The sequence below is a fragment of the Bacillus sp. TH30 genome, assembly GCF_016650875.1.
In the GTDB taxonomy this organism is placed as follows: Bacteria; Bacillota; Bacilli; order Bacillales; family Bacillaceae_G; genus Bacillus_A; species Bacillus_A mycoides.
Genome location: NZ_JAEKEY010000002.1, coordinates 2149499 through 2166481 on the forward strand (window position 1 = coordinate 2149499; position 16983 = coordinate 2166481).

16 protein-coding genes are annotated in these 16983 nt (G+C 36.0%); 7 read left to right on the forward strand and 9 right to left on the reverse strand.

Annotated elements, in window-relative coordinates; translation table 11 throughout:
• Positions 1–108 precede the first annotated feature (108 nt).
• Entirely contained in the window at positions 109–348 is a 240-nt protein-coding gene (locus tag JFU20_RS13170; RefSeq protein ID WP_002010190.1) for a helix-turn-helix domain-containing protein, read from the reverse strand.
• Positions 349–530: 182 nt separating this feature from the next.
• On the opposite strand from JFU20_RS13170, the gene JFU20_RS13175 reads away from it, so the two are divergent.
• Entirely contained in the window at positions 531–899 is a 369-nt protein-coding gene (locus tag JFU20_RS13175) for a hypothetical protein (RefSeq protein WP_002010187.1), read from the forward strand.
• 231 nt (positions 900–1130) lie between these two features.
• Here the strand turns inward: JFU20_RS13175 and JFU20_RS13180 are convergent, their stop codons facing one another.
• Positions 1131–2180 (reverse strand): NAD(P)/FAD-dependent oxidoreductase, encoded by a 1050-nt coding sequence (locus JFU20_RS13180; RefSeq protein WP_002091284.1) that lies wholly within the window; start codon positions 2178–2180, stop codon positions 1131–1133.
• Between the two features lie 330 nt (positions 2181–2510).
• Between JFU20_RS13180 and JFU20_RS13185 the strand changes: the two genes are divergently transcribed.
• Genes JFU20_RS13185 through JFU20_RS13195 form a run of 3 tightly spaced genes read left to right on the forward strand, consistent with a single transcriptional unit; the run spans position 2511 to position 5521 of the window.
• A complete protein-coding gene (locus tag JFU20_RS13185; RefSeq protein ID WP_002091285.1) occupies positions 2511–3428 on the forward strand; it encodes an iron-hydroxamate ABC transporter substrate-binding protein in 918 nt (305 codons plus the stop codon).
• 48 nt (positions 3429–3476) lie between these two features.
• Complete coding sequence (locus JFU20_RS13190; RefSeq protein ID WP_002167028.1) at positions 3477–4517, forward strand: FecCD family ABC transporter permease; 1041 nt, start codon at positions 3477–3479, stop codon at positions 4515–4517.
• The gene (locus tag JFU20_RS13195; protein ID WP_201038684.1) at positions 4514–5521 is read left to right on the forward strand and encodes a FecCD family ABC transporter permease; all 1008 of its coding nucleotides are present in this window, start codon (positions 4514–4516) and stop codon (positions 5519–5521) included. The genes JFU20_RS13190 and JFU20_RS13195 overlap by 4 nt, the downstream gene beginning before the upstream one ends.
• Before the next feature lie 44 nt (positions 5522–5565).
• On the opposite strand, the gene JFU20_RS13200 is transcribed toward JFU20_RS13195, so the two are convergent.
• Genes JFU20_RS13200 through mtnK form a run of 3 tightly spaced genes read right to left on the reverse strand, consistent with a single transcriptional unit; the run spans position 5566 to position 8547 of the window.
• A complete protein-coding gene (locus JFU20_RS13200) occupies positions 5566–6207 on the reverse strand; it encodes an L-fuculose-phosphate aldolase (protein WP_002010177.1) in 642 nt (213 codons plus the stop codon).
• Positions 6208–6261: 54 nt separating this feature from the next.
• Positions 6262–7305 carry an S-methyl-5-thioribose-1-phosphate isomerase gene (mtnA, locus tag JFU20_RS13205; RefSeq protein ID WP_002124936.1) on the reverse strand — a complete coding sequence of 348 codons (1044 nt, stop codon included), beginning with the start codon at positions 7303–7305 and terminating at the stop codon, positions 6262–6264.
• A gap of 12 nt (positions 7306–7317) precedes the next feature.
• The gene (mtnK, locus tag JFU20_RS13210; protein ID WP_033715604.1) at positions 7318–8547 is read right to left on the reverse strand and encodes an S-methyl-5-thioribose kinase; all 1230 of its coding nucleotides are present in this window, start codon (positions 8545–8547) and stop codon (positions 7318–7320) included.
• Between the two features lie 590 nt (positions 8548–9137).
• On the opposite strand from mtnK, the gene ahpC reads away from it, so the two are divergent.
• Both ahpC and ahpF read left to right on the forward strand, forming a co-directional pair.
• Positions 9138–9701, forward strand: coding sequence for an alkyl hydroperoxide reductase subunit C (gene ahpC / locus JFU20_RS13215; RefSeq protein ID WP_000924420.1), 564 nt, complete (start codon positions 9138–9140; stop codon positions 9699–9701).
• Between the two features lie 14 nt (positions 9702–9715).
• Entirely contained in the window at positions 9716–11242 is a 1527-nt protein-coding gene (ahpF, locus tag JFU20_RS13220; protein ID WP_002010172.1) for an alkyl hydroperoxide reductase subunit F, read from the forward strand.
• Positions 11243–11295: 53 nt separating this feature from the next.
• On the opposite strand, the gene JFU20_RS13225 is transcribed toward ahpF, so the two are convergent.
• The 3 genes from JFU20_RS13225 to JFU20_RS13235 all read right to left on the reverse strand — a co-directional run bounded on the left by JFU20_RS13225 (position 11296) and on the right by JFU20_RS13235 (position 13919).
• Positions 11296–12042, reverse strand: coding sequence for a hypothetical protein (locus JFU20_RS13225; protein ID WP_201038685.1), 747 nt, complete (start codon positions 12040–12042; stop codon positions 11296–11298).
• 3 nt (positions 12043–12045) lie between these two features.
• The gene (locus tag JFU20_RS13230) at positions 12046–12654 is read right to left on the reverse strand and encodes an SAM-dependent methyltransferase (RefSeq protein ID WP_201038686.1); all 609 of its coding nucleotides are present in this window, start codon (positions 12652–12654) and stop codon (positions 12046–12048) included.
• 149 nt (positions 12655–12803) lie between these two features.
• Positions 12804–13919: a M20 peptidase aminoacylase family protein gene (locus JFU20_RS13235; RefSeq protein ID WP_002010166.1), complete on the reverse strand. Its 1116-nt coding sequence runs from the start codon at positions 13917–13919 to the stop codon at positions 12804–12806.
• 289 nt (positions 13920–14208) lie between these two features.
• Between JFU20_RS13235 and nhaC the strand changes: the two genes are divergently transcribed.
• Entirely contained in the window at positions 14209–15630 is a 1422-nt protein-coding gene (nhaC, locus tag JFU20_RS13240; protein ID WP_002010164.1) for a Na+/H+ antiporter NhaC, read from the forward strand.
• On the opposite strand, the gene JFU20_RS13245 is transcribed toward nhaC, so the two are convergent.
• Entirely contained in the window at positions 15627–16904 is a 1278-nt protein-coding gene (locus tag JFU20_RS13245) for a hypothetical protein (protein WP_033715602.1), read from the reverse strand. The two genes, nhaC and JFU20_RS13245, sit on opposite strands and share 4 nt — an antisense overlap.
• Positions 16905–16983: the final 79 nt, after the last annotated feature.

Here is a 16983-nt window from a genome sequence, read left to right on the forward strand (position 1 = left end):
CCTTAAAGTAACTCTAGGATTTCGGATGACTTTTTCATCCCTTAATATAAAAAGCCCCCGTATTAAGATACATTTCTGCATATCTTAATACGGGGGCTTTTTATAAATTTAATCTTCGTCTTTAACATCCATATCTTCTGGAATTGGTTCATTTAATATTTCTTCCACTAACTGCTTATATTTCTCCATTTGTTCTAAATGTGTATTAAACTGTTCCTTATTTATTAAATATTGCTCTCCATCAAACAATGCACGAACTTTCTTTTGCTGAATTAAGTCTTCAACATACGATTTTGGTAATTTCAAATACTCCGCAGCCTCTTCTATCGTTATATACAATGTGTTCATTCCTTTATTATTTTTTCATATACATAATGTATCTTACTTTATTTTTGTAAACAAATAAAAAAGATTTTGTAAATACAAATTAAAAAGCAGGTAGATGCATTCCATATATTGTATAATAGTATAGTAAGTATTTTTTTAAATATAGAATGGTATTACCCATTTACACAAAGGAGAGTTAACATATGGCTACTCGTCACATCATTACAATGTTAGAAAAAACATTACGAGTTGAAACAGAAAACACAATTTCTCATCTATCTAAGTCTTTATCCGATCGTATTCTTTCACAAAGTGCAGCAGTACATGAAAATAATTGTTATCATACGATTGGTGAATGGTACAAAAATCATTTCTTATTCCAACAAGATGATTTCCTTTGGGCTAAATACGTTTTCTATGATGCATATTGTGAAGCTATAAAAAAACAAGGCAATCTTACAAAACGCGTTCGTCAAATATTAGAATCATTGGCTCGACAACATGGAAAACAATACATTGTTTCTATACAAAATATTCCATTTCCTAATGAACAGGAAAAAGGGACAGCATAATTTAATAATGGTCCGCACAAACCAACTATAGATTCATTGTTTCCTAGAAAGATTTACAAATAAAATGTTCAAGTCTTTGTGTTCCCTTTTTATAGAAATACATTCATATGACATGAACTAATGAAAACGGTGTCATGAAAATGATTGAAAATATAGTAAACAGGAAAAACCCCATTTGTATCTCTCGTCCATAGAAATAGAGATGTAAATGGGGGTATACTTGTTCCTTTATTATTTCATCATCTGCTTAATCAATTCTCGATTTCTCTTCTTAAATACTTCATTATGGGAAGAAACCATTCCGTACTCACTTGCATCTGGTTGAATGAATTGTTTCGCTTTATTCACAGCATTTCCAGCATCTTGGAATGCTCCTGCAATTAAATGTAATTTTCCATCATGCTTTAAAATATCTCCAGCAGCATATAATCCGTCTACCGAGGACTCACTATTTGCATTCCCTGCAATATAATAATTATCAACAATAGCAACATCTAGCTCACTATTTTCTAATAATGTTATATCGCGTTCATATCCATGATTAATAATAACTTCATCGATAGATAAATGAGAAACTTCTCCAGTTTCATGATTTGTTAATTCTACATATTCAATCGCTTCATGGTTATCACCAGCAATTAATTTTGTAATCGATGTATTAAAGAAACATTCTGCTGAACTATTCATAAGTTGTTTTACTTGTGCTTCGTGACCAGATAATTCTTCTTTTCTATATGTTAAGTACACTTTTTTCGCGATTGGTTCTAATTCATTCGCCCAATCAATTGCAGAGTTCCCTCCACCTGAAATAATTACCGTTTTATCTTTGAAACGTTTTAACGATTTAACTGTATAATTTAAATTTGAGACTTCAAATCTCTCCGCACCTTCAATTGACAACTTTTGTGGATTCAATATACCACTCCCAGTTGCGACGATCACTGTTTTTGAAAAATGTTCTTCCCCAGAGCTTGTTTTTAATGTGAAAATCCCATCTTGATTACGAATAATTGATTCTATTTTTGTATTCAATACAACTTCTGGCTGGAATGTTAATCCTTGTTGTACAAGTTGCTCAATTAATTTCTCACCAGTAACCGGTAACAATCCGCCGATATCCCAAATCATTTTTTCTGGATAAACATGTATTTTACCACCTAACTGTGGTTGAAATTCTATTATTTTCGTTTTCATCTCTCTTAGTCCACTATAAAAAGCTGAATAAAGCCCTGCAGGTCCTCCGCCTATCACAGTTACATCAAACAATTCTTCTTGATTCATTCGTGTCACTCCTCAGCTACTAATAATTGATTATCATTCTCAATAAAATATAACTTGTTTTTATAAATTTTACAATCAAAATCACTATTGACAATAGACCTATATAAAATTATAGTATTTAAAGAATCAATAGTGATAATCATTATCAATTTGTTAATTATTAGCAACTGTGAGATTACATCTTCTTCTATTACTATGGTGAATACTATATGGTAAAATCTCAAGTTCAAGATTGTTAATAAGACTTTTGTATTACCACTAACTTTTCAAAAGATCAAAGCTAAACAATTTATTGTATATCACATATCATCTATCTAAAGGAGAAAGACGATGAAAAAATTATTTATTTCACTAACAGTTCTGTTCGTCCTTGTTATGAGTGCTTGTAGCAATGGTTCAACAGACAAGAAGAACGACACAAAAGGTAAGAAATCAGAAACAATTACATACCAATCTGAAAATGGTAAAGTTGAAGTTCCAGCAAATCCACAACGTGTTGTTGTCCTATCATCATTCGCTGGTAACGTAATGTCATTAGGTGTAAATCTTGTTGGGGTAGATTCATGGTCTAAACAAAACCCACGTTTCGATAGTAAGCTTAAAAATGTCGCTGAAGTATCAGATGAGAATGTTGAAAAGATTGCAGAATTAAATCCAGATTTAATCATTGGTTTATCAAATATTAAAAATGTTGATAAGTTAAAGAAAATCGCTCCTACTGTAACATACACTTACGGAAAAGTTGATTACTTAACACAACACTTAGAAATCGGTAAATTATTAAATAAAGAAAAAGAAGCAAAAACTTGGGTTGATGATTTCAAGAAACGCGCACAAACAGCTGGAAAAGACATTAAAGCGAAGATTGGTGAAGATGCAACAGTTTCTGTTGTTGAAAACTTCAACAAACAGCTTTACGTATACGGCGAAAACTGGGGCCGCGGAACAGAAATTCTTTACCAAGAAATGAAATTAAAAATGCCTGAAAAAGTAAAAGAAAAAGCTTTAAAAGAAGGATACTACGCATTATCTACTGAGGTATTACCTGAGTTTGCTGGTGATTACTTAATCGTAAGTAAAAACAAAGATACTGATAACTCATTCCAAGAGACAGAATCATATAAAAACATTCCAGCAGTAAAAAATAATCGTGTATATGAAGCAAACATGATGGAATTCTATTTCAATGATCCACTTACATTAGATTTCCAACTAGACTTCTTCAAGAAGAGCTTTCTTGGTCAATAATACAAACATGAGGAATTCTTAATTTAAGAATTCCTCTTCCTTTATTCTATGAAAAGAAAAGATGTGAAACGAATGAAAAAAGAGCAAGACAACCTACGTTCCAACGCTTTTACATACAAATTAATTTTGAGTATCATTGCATTCTTTCTTATTTTTATGTTTGCAATGGTGTTAGGCGCTGCAGATACTTCTATAAAAGACGTATGGTTAGCACTTACTTCCTCTGCTAAAGGAGATAAGCTATCCATCCTTCGTGAAATACGTTTACCACGTGAAGTTGCTGCTATTTTTGTAGGAGCTGGACTCGCTGTTTCTGGTGCAATTATGCAAGGATTAACGCGAAACCCACTTGCCGATCCTGGATTACTTGGCCTAACTGGTGGCGCAAATGCTGCACTTGCACTAACACTTGCCTTCAATCCTTCTATAAGCTACCTTTACTTAACACTAGCTTGCTTTATCGGTGCTGCAATTGGCGCTATTATGGTATTTGGAATTGGCATGGTGAAAAAGGGCGGACTTTCCCCTCTTCGAATTGTATTAGCTGGTGCTGCTGTTTCAGCATTTCTACTTGCAATCTCAGAAGGTGTTGGCATTTACTTTAAAATTTCACAAGATGTATCAATGTGGACGGCTGGGGGCGTAATTGGAACGAGTTGGAGCCAATTAAAAATTATTATTCCGGTTATTTCAATAAGTATATTTATCGCTATCTTACTTGCAAAGAAATTAACAGTTCTTAGTTTCAGTGAAGAAGTTGCCGTTGGACTCGGTCAAAAAATTATCGTCATTAAAACGATTTTATTTATCATTATTATTTTGCTTGCAGGTGCTTCTGTAGCGCTTGTCGGAAACATGGCATTTATCGGCCTTATGGTACCCCATATGGTTCGTCCAATCGTTGGGCCAGACTACCGTTTTGTTATACCGATGTCAGCGATCGCTGGTGCTTCCTTTATGCTGCTCGCAGATACAATCGGACGTACAATTAACGCTCCGTATGAAACACCAGTTGCTGCAATCGTCGCAATTGTAGGATTACCATTCTTCCTATTCATTGTTCGTAAAGGAGGAAGAGCTTTCTCATGATGCAATCTATTATAAAGAAACAACGCCTTATCATACTTGCATTACTCATACTTACCATCACAACAATTGTAATTGGAATGGGACTCGGTTCTGCCGCTCTCTCCTATGACAGATTAATCCCAACACTTATGGGACAAGGTACATTTAAAGAAGAATTCGTTTTATATTCTTTAAGGCTACCTAGAATCGTCATTACATTATTAGCCGGTATGGCACTCGCTTTATCAGGTGCTATATTACAAGGTATTACCCGAAATGATTTAGCTGAACCTGGTATTCTCGGCATTAACGCTGGTGCTGGTGTTGCAGTTTCTGTTTTCTTTCTATACTTCCCGATAGACGTAAGTTCATTTCTTTACCTACTACCAGTCGTTGGATTTATCGGTGCGTTTCTAACAGCTGTTCTAATTTACGTATTTTCATATAGCAAATCCACAGGCCTTCAGCCAATAAGATTAACATTAACCGGCATCGGTTTTTCCTTTGCACTATCTGGCGCGATGATTGTACTTATTTCATCTGCAGATCGTATGAAAGTAGACTTTATCGCTAAATGGATTGCCGGAAACATTTGGGGAGATGACTGGACATTTGTTTTAGCAATGCTTCCATGGCTAATCGTATTAATCCCATTTGTCTTCTATAAAGCAAATCGATTAAATATACTAGCATTAAACGAACCAGTAGCAATCGGTGTTGGAATTGAAATTGAAAAAGAACGAAGATACTTATTAATCGCAGCCGTTGCACTTGCTGCCGCTGCTGTTTCCGTAACAGGAGGCATTAGCTTTATCGGACTTATGGCTCCTCACATCGCCAAATCTTTAGTAGGTCCAAGGCATCAAATATTCATCCCTATCGCCGTTTTAATCGGCGGATGGTTATTACTACTAGCGGATACAATTGGACGAAATATCGTCGAACCTAGCGGTATTCCAGCTGGTATTGTCGTTGCTTTAATTGGTGCACCTTACTTTATGTATTTGTTGCTTAAGAAAGTGTAAGAAACACCCTCAAGATTTTTTCTTGAGGGTGTTTTCATTTCATTTTACTGCTGTCCATACCCTTCAAACTTCTTCGACAAATTCTCCATCTCGTCTTCTGGCAGTAATTTCGGTTCTCCGACACTTTTCGTTTGATAATAAATTTGAGCACAAAACTCTATTTCTTCTGCAATAGTAAACGCCATTTTTATATTATTTGCACCAGCCATTAAACCATGATTCGCAAGTAAAACTGCACGACGATCAATCATTCCTTCAAAAGCAGCCTCTGCTAATTGCTTCGTACCAAATGTTTCATATGGTGCACAGCGAACATTCGGACCTGCAAAAGCAATTAAATATGATACAGCAGGAAGTTCCCATCCTAATGATGCGATTGTCTTCGCATAAGGAGAATGTGTATGTACAAGCGCATTTATATCTTCACGATTTCTATAATAGATAAGGTGCATATCTAATTCGCTTGATGGTTTTCTCTCTCCTTCTATCACTTCACCATCTAAATTCAATATAACTACATCTTCAGGCGTCGTTTCATAATAATCTAGACCACTTGGGCTAATTGCAACAAGACCTTGTTCACGATTGAAAATACTAATATTACCGCCAGTCCCCTTTGTTAAACCACTAGAAATCATTTTCTTTCCGTACGCTACAACTTCTTCTCTTTCTTTTTGCAGTAACATATACATCCCCCTAGTAAGAAACTTATGATGACTATTTTTCTAAAAACTATCTACTTATTGAAATAGCTTTTTTAAATTCTCCATAAACGGTGCTCTCACAATTCCTTTTTCCGTAATAATCGCTGTTACATTTTCATATGGCGTGACATCAAATGCCGGATTGTATACTTTACTTTCTTGCGGAGCAGAGTATTGTCCGAAACGATTGATCACTTCAGAAGCATCCCTTTCTTCAATTGGAATTTCTTTTCCTGTCAGTGTTTTCAAATCAATTGTCGGCGTTGGTGCTGCTACATAAAACGGAATGTTATAATATTTAGCCAAAATCGAAACACCTAATGTTCCAATTTTATTTGCTACATCCCCGTTTGCTGCTACACGATCACATCCAACGATTACTGCATCGATTTTCCCTTGTGACATGACCATTGCCGCCATATTATCTGTAATGACCGTTACATCAATTCCCGCTCGCTGCAGTTCTAATGCCGTTAACGTTGAACCTTGTAATCTAGGGCGTGTTTCATCGGAATAGATTTTTAAGTCCCATCCTTTTTCTTTCGCTAAGTACATTGGAGCTGTCGCAGTGCCATACTTAGTCGTTGCTAACGCACCTGCATTACAATGCGTTAATACCCCCATGCCATCATGGAATAATGTTAATGCATGTTCTCCAATTTGACGGTTAATTTCTTCATCTTCTCTATGAATCTCTTTTGCTTCTTCTAATAATCTATCTTTCAACTGCGCAATTGATAAGTGAGCATTCTCTTTCGCGACACTTTCCATTCTTTCAAGCGCCCAAAATAAATTTACTGCCGTCGGTCTTGATGTCGCTAAGTATGCACATACCTTTTTTACTTCCGCTATGAATTCTTCCGCCGAACTTTCCGCAACTTCCTTTACTCCTAAATATACACCGTAGGCTGCTGAAACACCTATTGCCGGCGCTCCTCGTACTTTCATTACTTGAATCGCATCCCACACACCCTCAGCCGTTTTAAAAGATTCATAGACTACTTCGTTCGGTAATACCGTTTGATCCAATAACACTAAAGCATCATCTTTCCACTGAATTGGTATTAATTGCTCTGCCATCATCTTCTCCCCTTATTTCGCACTATGCATTGACTGTTTTTTTAACGTTTCTACAAAGCTGCTACCTGTTTTATATTGATTCGCTTGTAAAATAAACTTCTTCGCTGTCTGAAGACAAATTCGCTCCGCTCTAGCACGCGCCTCTTCATTCTCAATACAAGTCATATCCTTTACCTTCGCCAGACCAACAATACGACGAATTAACTCAAGACCCGTCACTGCAGCTGTATCCTCTAATACAGATTGTAAATAAACTCGGTTAAAGCCTTCTTCCTTCGCCATAATCTCTGTCACATGAATATCCCAAGCATCTAAAAACTTCTTCTTAAATAAATCAATTACATCTATCATGGTAGATTCTATCCAGTTCATATATGTATCTTTCTCAATACCAGATTGCATCACTGCATCTGCATTCACCCAAGCAAACATTAAATTCGCCATTATATTCCCAACGTCATATCCCATAGGTCCATAAAAAGCAAATTCAGGATCAATAACCTTTGTAGAATCACTTTTTACAAAAACAGAACCAGTATGTAAATCACCGTGAAGTAGCGCTTGTGCATTCGTCATAAACGAAAACTTAAGTTTTGCTACTTCCATACGAAGCTCTTTATCACTATAAATATGCTCCCTAATCCATCCTTCATTTAATTGAAACAATTCGTTGCGTTTATTATGGTTTGTGAATGGCTCTGAATATACGAGGTCCTCTGTAATCTCACATAACTCAGGATTTATATAATTCTTCACGAGTTCCTTCTTCTCTTTATGATTCATTACAGCATCTGATGTTAATAGAAGGGTATTTACCATAAAAGTAGTTAAATCATCAGCAAGCCTCGGAAACATTTGATGATTTATGAGTGCTGTACGCAATATTGTGTGATCTGATAAATCTTCCATCACGCAACAATTCATCACACTATCAAACAAATATACATTTGGCACGAGTCCAGATGCTAACTCTCCTTCTAATCGCAAAACATCTGATTCTATACGGATTCGATTCGTCGACAACTTAAACTCATCTGAAATACGCGCTGTATCCCCAGCTTGCTTTACAATGACAGAAATGTTCTTCTGTTCATCCCAAACGCGGAACACATAATTTAAATTACCATCACCTATTTCTTTACACTTTAGCCCCTTTGCATGCTCGAACTTAGGTAATTTCTCTTGCACATATGCAATCACATCTTTAGCTTCCATTAAAAAATACTTCGTGAACTTAGACATGGTTTCCCCTCCACACTAAATGTAAACGTTTTCTAAAAGCCGTAAAAAATAATAGACTGAAATTTTTTCAATCTATACTATATCTTCTCTATTGCAATACATATCTCGCTTTTATTATATCTTGTTAGAAATGAGCGTCAATGTTTCTATTTCTCATTGCAATATACTTCTTATTATATATATTTATGATGACAATAATTGTTCACAAAGATTCCGATACATTTTGTTTTATTTATTGCACAATTCTTTGTAAAATAGAAGTAAGCAGTTCCTTTTCAAATCTACAACTTCTAAGAAATATTCCCTTCCTAAGAATTTATACTTACACCATGTCTCTAACATACTCACTACTCTTTCAAACACTCATTGAAAATTTATGACTTGAAAATTACCTTTTAATTCCCTAGCAGCCTTAATTGAGAATAAATATTAATTAAATTGGTATAAAGTTGGTTTATTCTCTTGACAAAATAACCACTTCTATATGATAATTAATATCGAATTAGAATTATTATAGTTAATTAAAAAATATATTTTATGAGCAAACTAATTTCCGATGCTCAAAACCAACCTTTAGGAGGAATTTTAATATGTTATTAATCGGCACAGAAGTAAAACCGTTTAAAGCTAATGCTTACCATAATGGAGAATTTATCCAAGTTACTGATGAAAGTTTAAAAGGAAAATGGAGCGTAGTTTGTTTCTACCCAGCAGACTTCACATTCGTTTGTCCAACTGAACTTGAAGACTTACAAAACCAATACGCAACTCTAAAAGACTTAGGCGTTGAAGTATACTCTGTATCTACAGACACTCACTTCACTCACAAAGCATGGCATGATAGCTCAGAAACTATCGGAAAAATCGAATACATTATGATTGGTGACCCAACTCGCACAATCACTACAAACTTCAACGTTTTAATGGAAGAAGAAGGTCTTGCTGCTCGTGGTACATTCATCATCGATCCAGACGGCGTTATCCAATCTATGGAAATCAATGCTGACGGTATCGGCCGTGACGCAAGCATCCTTGTTAACAAAATTAAAGCAGCTCAATACGTACGTAACAACCCAGGTGAAGTTTGCCCAGCTAAATGGCAAGAGGGTTCTGCAACACTTAAACCAAGCCTTGACCTTGTAGGCAAAATCTAAGGAGTTCGATCAAAATGATACTAGATGCAGATATAAAAACACAACTATCCCAATACCTTCAGTTAATGGAGAACGATATTTTACTTAAAGTAAGCGCAGGAGACGATAACGTATCTAAAGATATGTTATCTCTAGTAGATGAATTAGCTACTATGTCATCTAAGATTACAGTAGAAAAAGTTGAACTAGAGAGAACACCAAGCTTTAGCGTAAATCGCCCTGGTGAAGAAACTGGTGTCGTATTCGCTGGTATTCCATTAGGACACGAATTTACTTCATTAGTGTTAGCTTTACTACAAGTTAGTGGACGTGCTCCAAAAGTTGAACAAAAATTAATCGATCAAATCAAAAACATTCAAGGCGAATATCATTTTGAATCTTATATCAGCCTAAGTTGTCATAACTGTCCTGATGTTGTACAAGCTCTTAACGTAATGAGCGTTCTAAACTCTGGTATTACACATACTATGATTGATGGCGCTGCATTCAAAGAGGAAGTAGAAAGTAAAGACATTATGGCAGTACCAACTGTTTACCTAAACGGTGAATCTTTCGGAAGCGGTCGTATGACACTTGAAGAAATTTTAGCTAAAATGGGTAACGGTCCAGATGCATCAGAGCTTTCTGATAAAGATCCATACGATGTTCTTGTTGTTGGTGGCGGCCCAGCTGGTGCAAGTGCAGCAATTTATGCAGCACGTAAAGGCATCCGCACTGGTATCGTTGCTGAGCGCTTCGGTGGTCAAGTAATGGATACTATGGGTATTGAGAACTTCATCAGCGTAAAACGCACTGAAGGTCCTAAGCTAGTAGCAAGCCTTGAAGAGCACGTAAAAGAATACGACATCGATGTAATGAATCTACAACGTGCGAAACGTTTAGAGAAAAAAGAACTTATTGAAGTGGAACTTGAAAACGGCGCTATTCTGAAAAGTAAGAGCGTAATCGTTTCAACAGGTGCTCGCTGGCGTAATGTTGGCGTACCGGGTGAAGCTGAGTTCAAAAACAAAGGTGTAGCATACTGCCCACACTGTGACGGTCCATTATTCATCGGAAAAGATGTAGCGGTTATCGGCGGTGGTAACTCTGGTATTGAAGCAGCTATCGACTTAGCAGGTATTGTTAAGCACGTAACTGTTCTTGAATTCATGCCAGAATTAAAAGCTGATGCTGTATTACAAGAACGTCTTAACAGCTTACCAAACGTAACTGTTCTGAAAAACGTTCAAACGAAAGAAATCACTGGTACTGATAAAGTAAACGGTATTTCTTACATCGATCGTGAAACTGAAGAAGTACACCATGTTGAATTACAAGGTGTATTCGTTCAAATCGGTCTTGTGCCAAACACAGACTGGTTAGGCGAAACAGTTGAACGCGTTCGCGGTGAAATCGTAACAGACAAGCACGGCGCTACAAACGTACCAGGAGTGTTTGGTGCAGGTGACTGTACAAATAATCCGTACAAACAAATCATCATCTCTATGGGTTCAGGTGCGAATGCAGCTTTAGGTGCATTTGATTACTTAATCCGTAACTAATTATATAAACGTGAGTAAAAGACGCGCTACCTATTGGTAGCGCGTCTTTTTTATTACATTGTATGTAAATGGTCGTCAAATACCTTCCAACATATTAAATCATACGGTGGTTCTATATCTAATACTACATTTATATCTTCTGCTGCTACTTGTATTCTTTTGGCCGGGGTATCTCTTTTTCCTGAAGAATAAATAGCAAGCTTAATTATTTCCTGCTTTCCATCTTCATAAATCCTTTTCTTTAAGTCTAATTGGTCAATTTGTTCTTTTGAAGGAATCTCTTTCCCTTCCCAATCACACATTTCAAATAGAGGATATCGATCCCCGTACCATTCCTCAATAATCTCAATGACTTTAAGAATAATATAATTCCCCGATACTAATTCGTAACTAACAGCATCGCCTGCTTTTAAAGAAGTATTCGCTATAAATCTCTTCGGTACTTTTTTAGCTTGTGGCTGCGGAGAATGTAACTGTTCTCTAAGTTTATTTAACACTACTTCACGTTTTCTCTGTAATTTAGGTTCATCCTCCCAGCGGGATAAATCTGCACCACTCTCTATTATTTGCAATGCCTCAAGTTTAACATTCTCTTGAAGTCCTCCTAACTTCCATTGTATGCAAGCAAATGCTAGCCAAAAAACAATAATCTCTTCATCATCTAGTTCAGTCTGGTATTCCTCAATTACAATCCTACTTGCTTCTTCATTTGAATATTCATTTCCTAACAAATCCTTATAAATTAACTGAATATCTTTAGCAATATCATCTGACAATATCGCTACTCCCCAAGCCCCCATACATTAACGCTCCAATCTATACACTAAAAATCTCTCATTCCCATTCTTCTCATAAGCACCCGGCAATCTAACCTCTCGCTTCAATTCAAACGCAGTCTGGTTCTCTAAGAAGAAAATATAATCTTCAGAAGGGTAGTATAAAATAATATCAATTTCTCTCTCCACCGCTTCTACTGAAAGCAAAATGTTATTTACTACGTTCATAAACACTTGTACAGAAAATGGATTGAAGAAATAAAATCGGTTATCACGCGGATCAATCTCATATTCCTGTGCTAAACAACATTCAAATTGAATTTTATCTTTACTGTTTCTCACTTTTCGTGCATAACGATCACGATTATCCATTGCTTCTTTATAAAACTCTTCATTCATTTCAATTCCAACGGCCGAAGCACCACACTTATGGTGCATGTAAAAATTCAATCTCCCTTTTCCGCACCCAAAGTCTACAATTCGATCGCTACTTGTTATTTCATATTGATTCAATAACTCATCTAATCCGCTATATGGCGTCGGTTCATAACGGTGATAATGCATAGACTTATTAAATCCTTTTTGCTCACCGACAGTTTTTATATTTAATACAGCATCGTAATATTGTTCGTTCATTCGTTTGCTCCTATTAAGAAATATTACTATTATTATACACCACGTACTGAATGCTCATTTTTATCAAATTAATTGGTACGTGAAATTATATTATCGCAAAATCGAATATATCGAATTAACAACAAATCCCTACAAAAAACAGGAGCTTTCTAGCCCCTGTCTTCTAATACTTTCAATACAGTTTGTTTCAATATTTCCACACCATCCATTATACAGCTATGATCAAACTTCATATATGGATGGTGTAATCCAGGTTGTAAGTTCGCCCCTAGTCCAAGCATGACAGCTTTTAAATGGGGTCTTTTCACTGTATAGTAATGGAAATCATCGCTTCCTGTCGTATACAGTGGTCCAGTACATCCCTCTTCCCCGTACACTTCAAGAATGCCTTTCCGCATGAAACGCTCAGCTTCTTCTGACACTTCAGCTCCTGGTGCGAGATCAATCCACTCATAAGAAAGTTTAGATCCCATTGATTCAGCTGACTGAATTACTTGCTCTATTTTTCGCTTCAATTCATCTAGTAATATGTTATTTTCTGCTCTTACATCTAAACTAAAGTGCCCGTTACCTGGAATAATATTTAGATTATCACCACCAGCTTGGCATCTCGTCATCTTAACAGAATAAGACGTCTGCGGCGGTAACCATATATTTTTCAATCCAATATTGATCATCGAAATGACATCAATTGCATTTATACCTTGATGTGGGCGTGCCCCGTGTGCATCATCTCCATGAATCATCCCTTCTAAAAATGCTGCAGCTCCGTGACGAATAGATGGGGCTGCTTGTTTCAAAGGCAGTTCTTCAATCGGCCTTAAATGAACACCAAATAAGAAATCAGCATCATCCACGGCGCCCTTCTCTACCATCTTTAAGGAACCATTTCCTTTTTCCTCTGCCGGCTGAAAAATAAATCTAACAGTACCACTATCCCATCTCATATTTTTCAATTGTAAAATAAGGCCCATCACAATTGTCATATGAGCATCGTGGCCGCACGAGTGATTCGCTTTAAATTCTCCGTCTACTTCTTGCCATAGTGCATCCATATCAGCACGAATCGCGATAACTGGATTCCCTCTTCCGATTTCAGCAATCACGCCAGGGCAATCATCAAATATTTTATATGAAATTCCTTCTTCTTCTAGAAAGTTAGTAATATAAGCTGTCGTTTCATATTCCTTCCAGCTTACTTCAGGGTTTTCATGTAAATGCTGAAAAATTTCAGTTAAACGCTCTTGTAGTTCTAATGTTTTCAAAGCTTCATTCTCCTTCCCCTAATTACAAACCATTCAGATTAATTATACTTATGAAAAACAGATGTTTTTATGAACATATTGAATTTTAAGAAAAAAGTCAATTGTTTATTTTTCAATACCGTTAATACCCGATTTCAATTCATCTTATAAAGATATCCATACAAATAGAAGATTCGATATTTTCTGTTTTTATATTGACGCTTACATCTATTTTTAGTTATTATAACTTAATAACGTCTATTTTGCGACAATTCTAAAAATACAAACATACATAATGAGGAGGCAGTTTATGAAAAGAGAAATACCTTTTGGCATAGCAATAATCCCTATTATCATTACAGTTGCAGTTATGATGGTTACAATTGTTGTATTAGAACAAAGCCCTCACGTCCCACTTATTATCGGTACAACCGTTGCTTCGATCGTCGCTTGGCGATACGGTTACAAATGGAATGACATTGAAGAATCGATGTATAAAGGAATTCGCCTTGCATTACCCGCTATCGTTATCATTATTCTTGTAGGTTTAACGATCGGTGCTTGGATTGGCGGCGGAATCGTCGCTACTATGATTTATTACGGCTTAAAACTTTTAACTCCATCACTATTTTTAGTTTCAATTACAATTATTTGTTCTATCGTTGCATTAGCAATCGGTAGCTCTTGGTCTACAATGGGAACAATCGGTGTTGCTGGAATGGGAATTGGCCTAAGTATGGGAATCCCAGCTCCAATGGTTGCTGGCGCTATAATTTCCGGTTCTTATTTTGGCGATAAAATGTCACCGCTTTCAGACACGACAAACTTAGCAGCGGGATTAACAAATACAGATTTATTCACACATATTCGTCATATGTTATTTACTACAATTCCAGGTTTAATTATTACTCTTATCGTCTATGCTTTCTTAGGAAGAAGCTTCGGCGATAACAATATCGATGCAAAAAGCATCGATCAAACGTTACAAGTATTGCAACAAAACTTTGTTATTTCGCCTTTCCTATTAATTATACCCGTAGTCGTTATGGTATTGGTCGCTAAAAAAGTCCCTGCTATACCAGCTATTCTCGTAGGTGTTATTTTAGGATTCTTATCACAAGTCTTTATTCAAGGTGGCTCTGTCTCATCAGCTGTCGGTGCACTCCAAAGTGGATTTGTCATAGACACTGGAAACAAACTAGTAGATGAACTATTTAACCGTGGTGGCTTAAGCTCTATGATGAATACAGTTTCTATGACAATTGTCGCTATGACTTTCGGCGGAGTACTAGAACATACTGGCATTCTTCGCTCAATTGTAAATCAAATTTTAAAATTAGCGACATCATCAAAAGGACTTATCGCTTCTACCATCGCATCTTGCTTTGCAACGAATCTTACTTGCTCTGAACAATATATTTCGATTGTTGTTCCTTCAAGAATGTATGCAAATGCGTACACAGAAAAAGGACTACATTCTAAAAATTTATCCAGAGCATTAGAAGATGGTGGAACATTAACTTCTGTTTTCGTACCTTGGAATACATGTGGTGTATTTATACTCGCAACCCTTGGAGTCGGTGCATTCGAATATGCTCCTTATGCTATATTGAATTTCATCGTACCTATTATCTCAATCATTTATGGTATAACTGGCTTCACAATTACGAAGCTATCTGATATTGAAAAAGCAGACCTACTGAAAAAACAAAAGGCACAACTAGAAGCTTAAAATTTTTGAAACGAATACAACGGTAAATTTAGCTCATATATTGCACGAGGGCGCCCTTGTTGATAGGGCATTTCCTCGCCGCAAATATTGGCATATCTGTAATCAACTAATTTCTTTAACAGCCTTTCCGTCGATCGCCGAGTCACTTGTAAGTACTCAGAAAGATCCGCCGCTGTAAATTTCAATGATGGATGCGATTGACTAAACTGAATAATTTTTGACAAGTTTGCAGGACTAAGCTTCGTTTCCTTCGCTATTTTCATTAATTCAGGATTATCGTTTTTTAAACTTTGTACTCTCTGTTCTTTCGGGAACGGACCAAATAATTCTTTATCACTTGTTAGTATATAAAAGCAGCTTTCTATCGGATTATTCTTTGCGAAACCTCGAGCGATTTTTGCATTTTGTTCCGCTTCATTTACTGTTTTTCCGTAACCAAATCCAATAGATACTGCGCCTTCTATATTCATAAATAAACGATCTATCGTATTTGTTTTTATACTCAATTCAATATCACCACGAGTTGTATACAAAATAAAAGTCATTTCATCAACTTGTTTAAATGAACCATGTAATTCTTTTGAAATTACATTTAATTGTTCAAGCGAGCTTTCTTGTAACTCTATAAAGGATATAATACAAGCACCAACAGTAGCTGAATGGCTTTTTGCTAACTCAGCTTTTATTTTTGCATCTTTTAACCCATGTATAATTGATTGCGTTGGATCTATCATACGCTCTGAAGGAATCCCTATTTTTTGAAGTTCATCGTAGACAGCGTGAATACTAGTTAAAGCTAAATCAACCTCTCCAGATTGATATTTAGCTAAATGAAAATCAATGATTCTCTTAATTTCATCATTACTCCATAACATATTTTCATAATCCATCACTTGCGGCGTTTCTTTTAGACCGATGTCATGGAACACATTTGTAATAAACGAACGATCTACTAAATCAATTGAAATTTTATGAGGTTGAATACTTTGATGGTATATTATAGAAAGGAGTGAAGATGCGACAGTTGTCTCGTCTTGCTGCAAATATACACTTGGAATTGGTAATTGTTCTCTTATTTCTTTTGCCATATAATAAGGTAGGGCACCCGAGAAAAAGATAGCATCACAAGGTTTTAAACGCTTTAATAGTTCAGAAGATTCTGCCGGATGAAGGTAAATATATGGATCAATCTCTATTTCTTCTAGTTTATGAGCAATAGGTAAAAGATTCTCCATAAACTCTTTTGAACCGACAACTGCAATTTTTATCATCATTTTCTCTAACTCCTTATCATTAATTAACGACTATTTAACGTCAACTATATCAAATGTACAAAACCATTGTAAACAGGAA

Coding starts and splice junctions, on each gene's coding strand:
- JFU20_RS13170 (WP_002010190.1), bottom strand. CDS start 348: ATGAACACATTGTATATAACGATAGAAGAGGCTGCGGAGTATTTGAAA.
- JFU20_RS13175 (WP_002010187.1), top strand. CDS start 531: ATGGCTACTCGTCACATCATTACAATGTTAGAAAAAACATTACGAGTT.
- JFU20_RS13180 (WP_002091284.1), bottom strand. CDS start 2,180: ATGAATCAAGAAGAATTGTTTGATGTAACTGTGATAGGCGGAGGACCT.
- JFU20_RS13185 (WP_002091285.1), top strand. CDS start 2,511: ATGAAAAAATTATTTATTTCACTAACAGTTCTGTTCGTCCTTGTTATG.
- JFU20_RS13190 (WP_002167028.1), top strand. CDS start 3,477: ATGAAAAGAAAAGATGTGAAACGAATGAAAAAAGAGCAAGACAACCTA.
- JFU20_RS13195 (WP_201038684.1), top strand. CDS start 4,514: ATGATGCAATCTATTATAAAGAAACAACGCCTTATCATACTTGCATTA.
- JFU20_RS13200 (WP_002010177.1), bottom strand. CDS start 6,207: ATGTTACTGCAAAAAGAAAGAGAAGAAGTTGTAGCGTACGGAAAGAAA.
- mtnA (WP_002124936.1), bottom strand. CDS start 7,305: ATGGCAGAGCAATTAATACCAATTCAGTGGAAAGATGATGCTTTAGTG.
- mtnK (WP_033715604.1), bottom strand. CDS start 8,547: ATGTCTAAGTTCACGAAGTATTTTTTAATGGAAGCTAAAGATGTGATT.
- ahpC (WP_000924420.1), top strand. CDS start 9,138: ATGTTATTAATCGGCACAGAAGTAAAACCGTTTAAAGCTAATGCTTAC.
- ahpF (WP_002010172.1), top strand. CDS start 9,716: ATGATACTAGATGCAGATATAAAAACACAACTATCCCAATACCTTCAG.
- JFU20_RS13225 (WP_201038685.1), bottom strand. CDS start 12,042: ATGGGGGCTTGGGGAGTAGCGATATTGTCAGATGATATTGCTAAAGAT.
- JFU20_RS13230 (WP_201038686.1), bottom strand. CDS start 12,654: ATGAACGAACAATATTACGATGCTGTATTAAATATAAAAACTGTCGGT.
- nhaC (WP_002010164.1), top strand. CDS start 14,209: ATGAAAAGAGAAATACCTTTTGGCATAGCAATAATCCCTATTATCATT.
- JFU20_RS13245 (WP_033715602.1), bottom strand. CDS start 16,904: ATGATGATAAAAATTGCAGTTGTCGGTTCAAAAGAGTTTATGGAGAAT.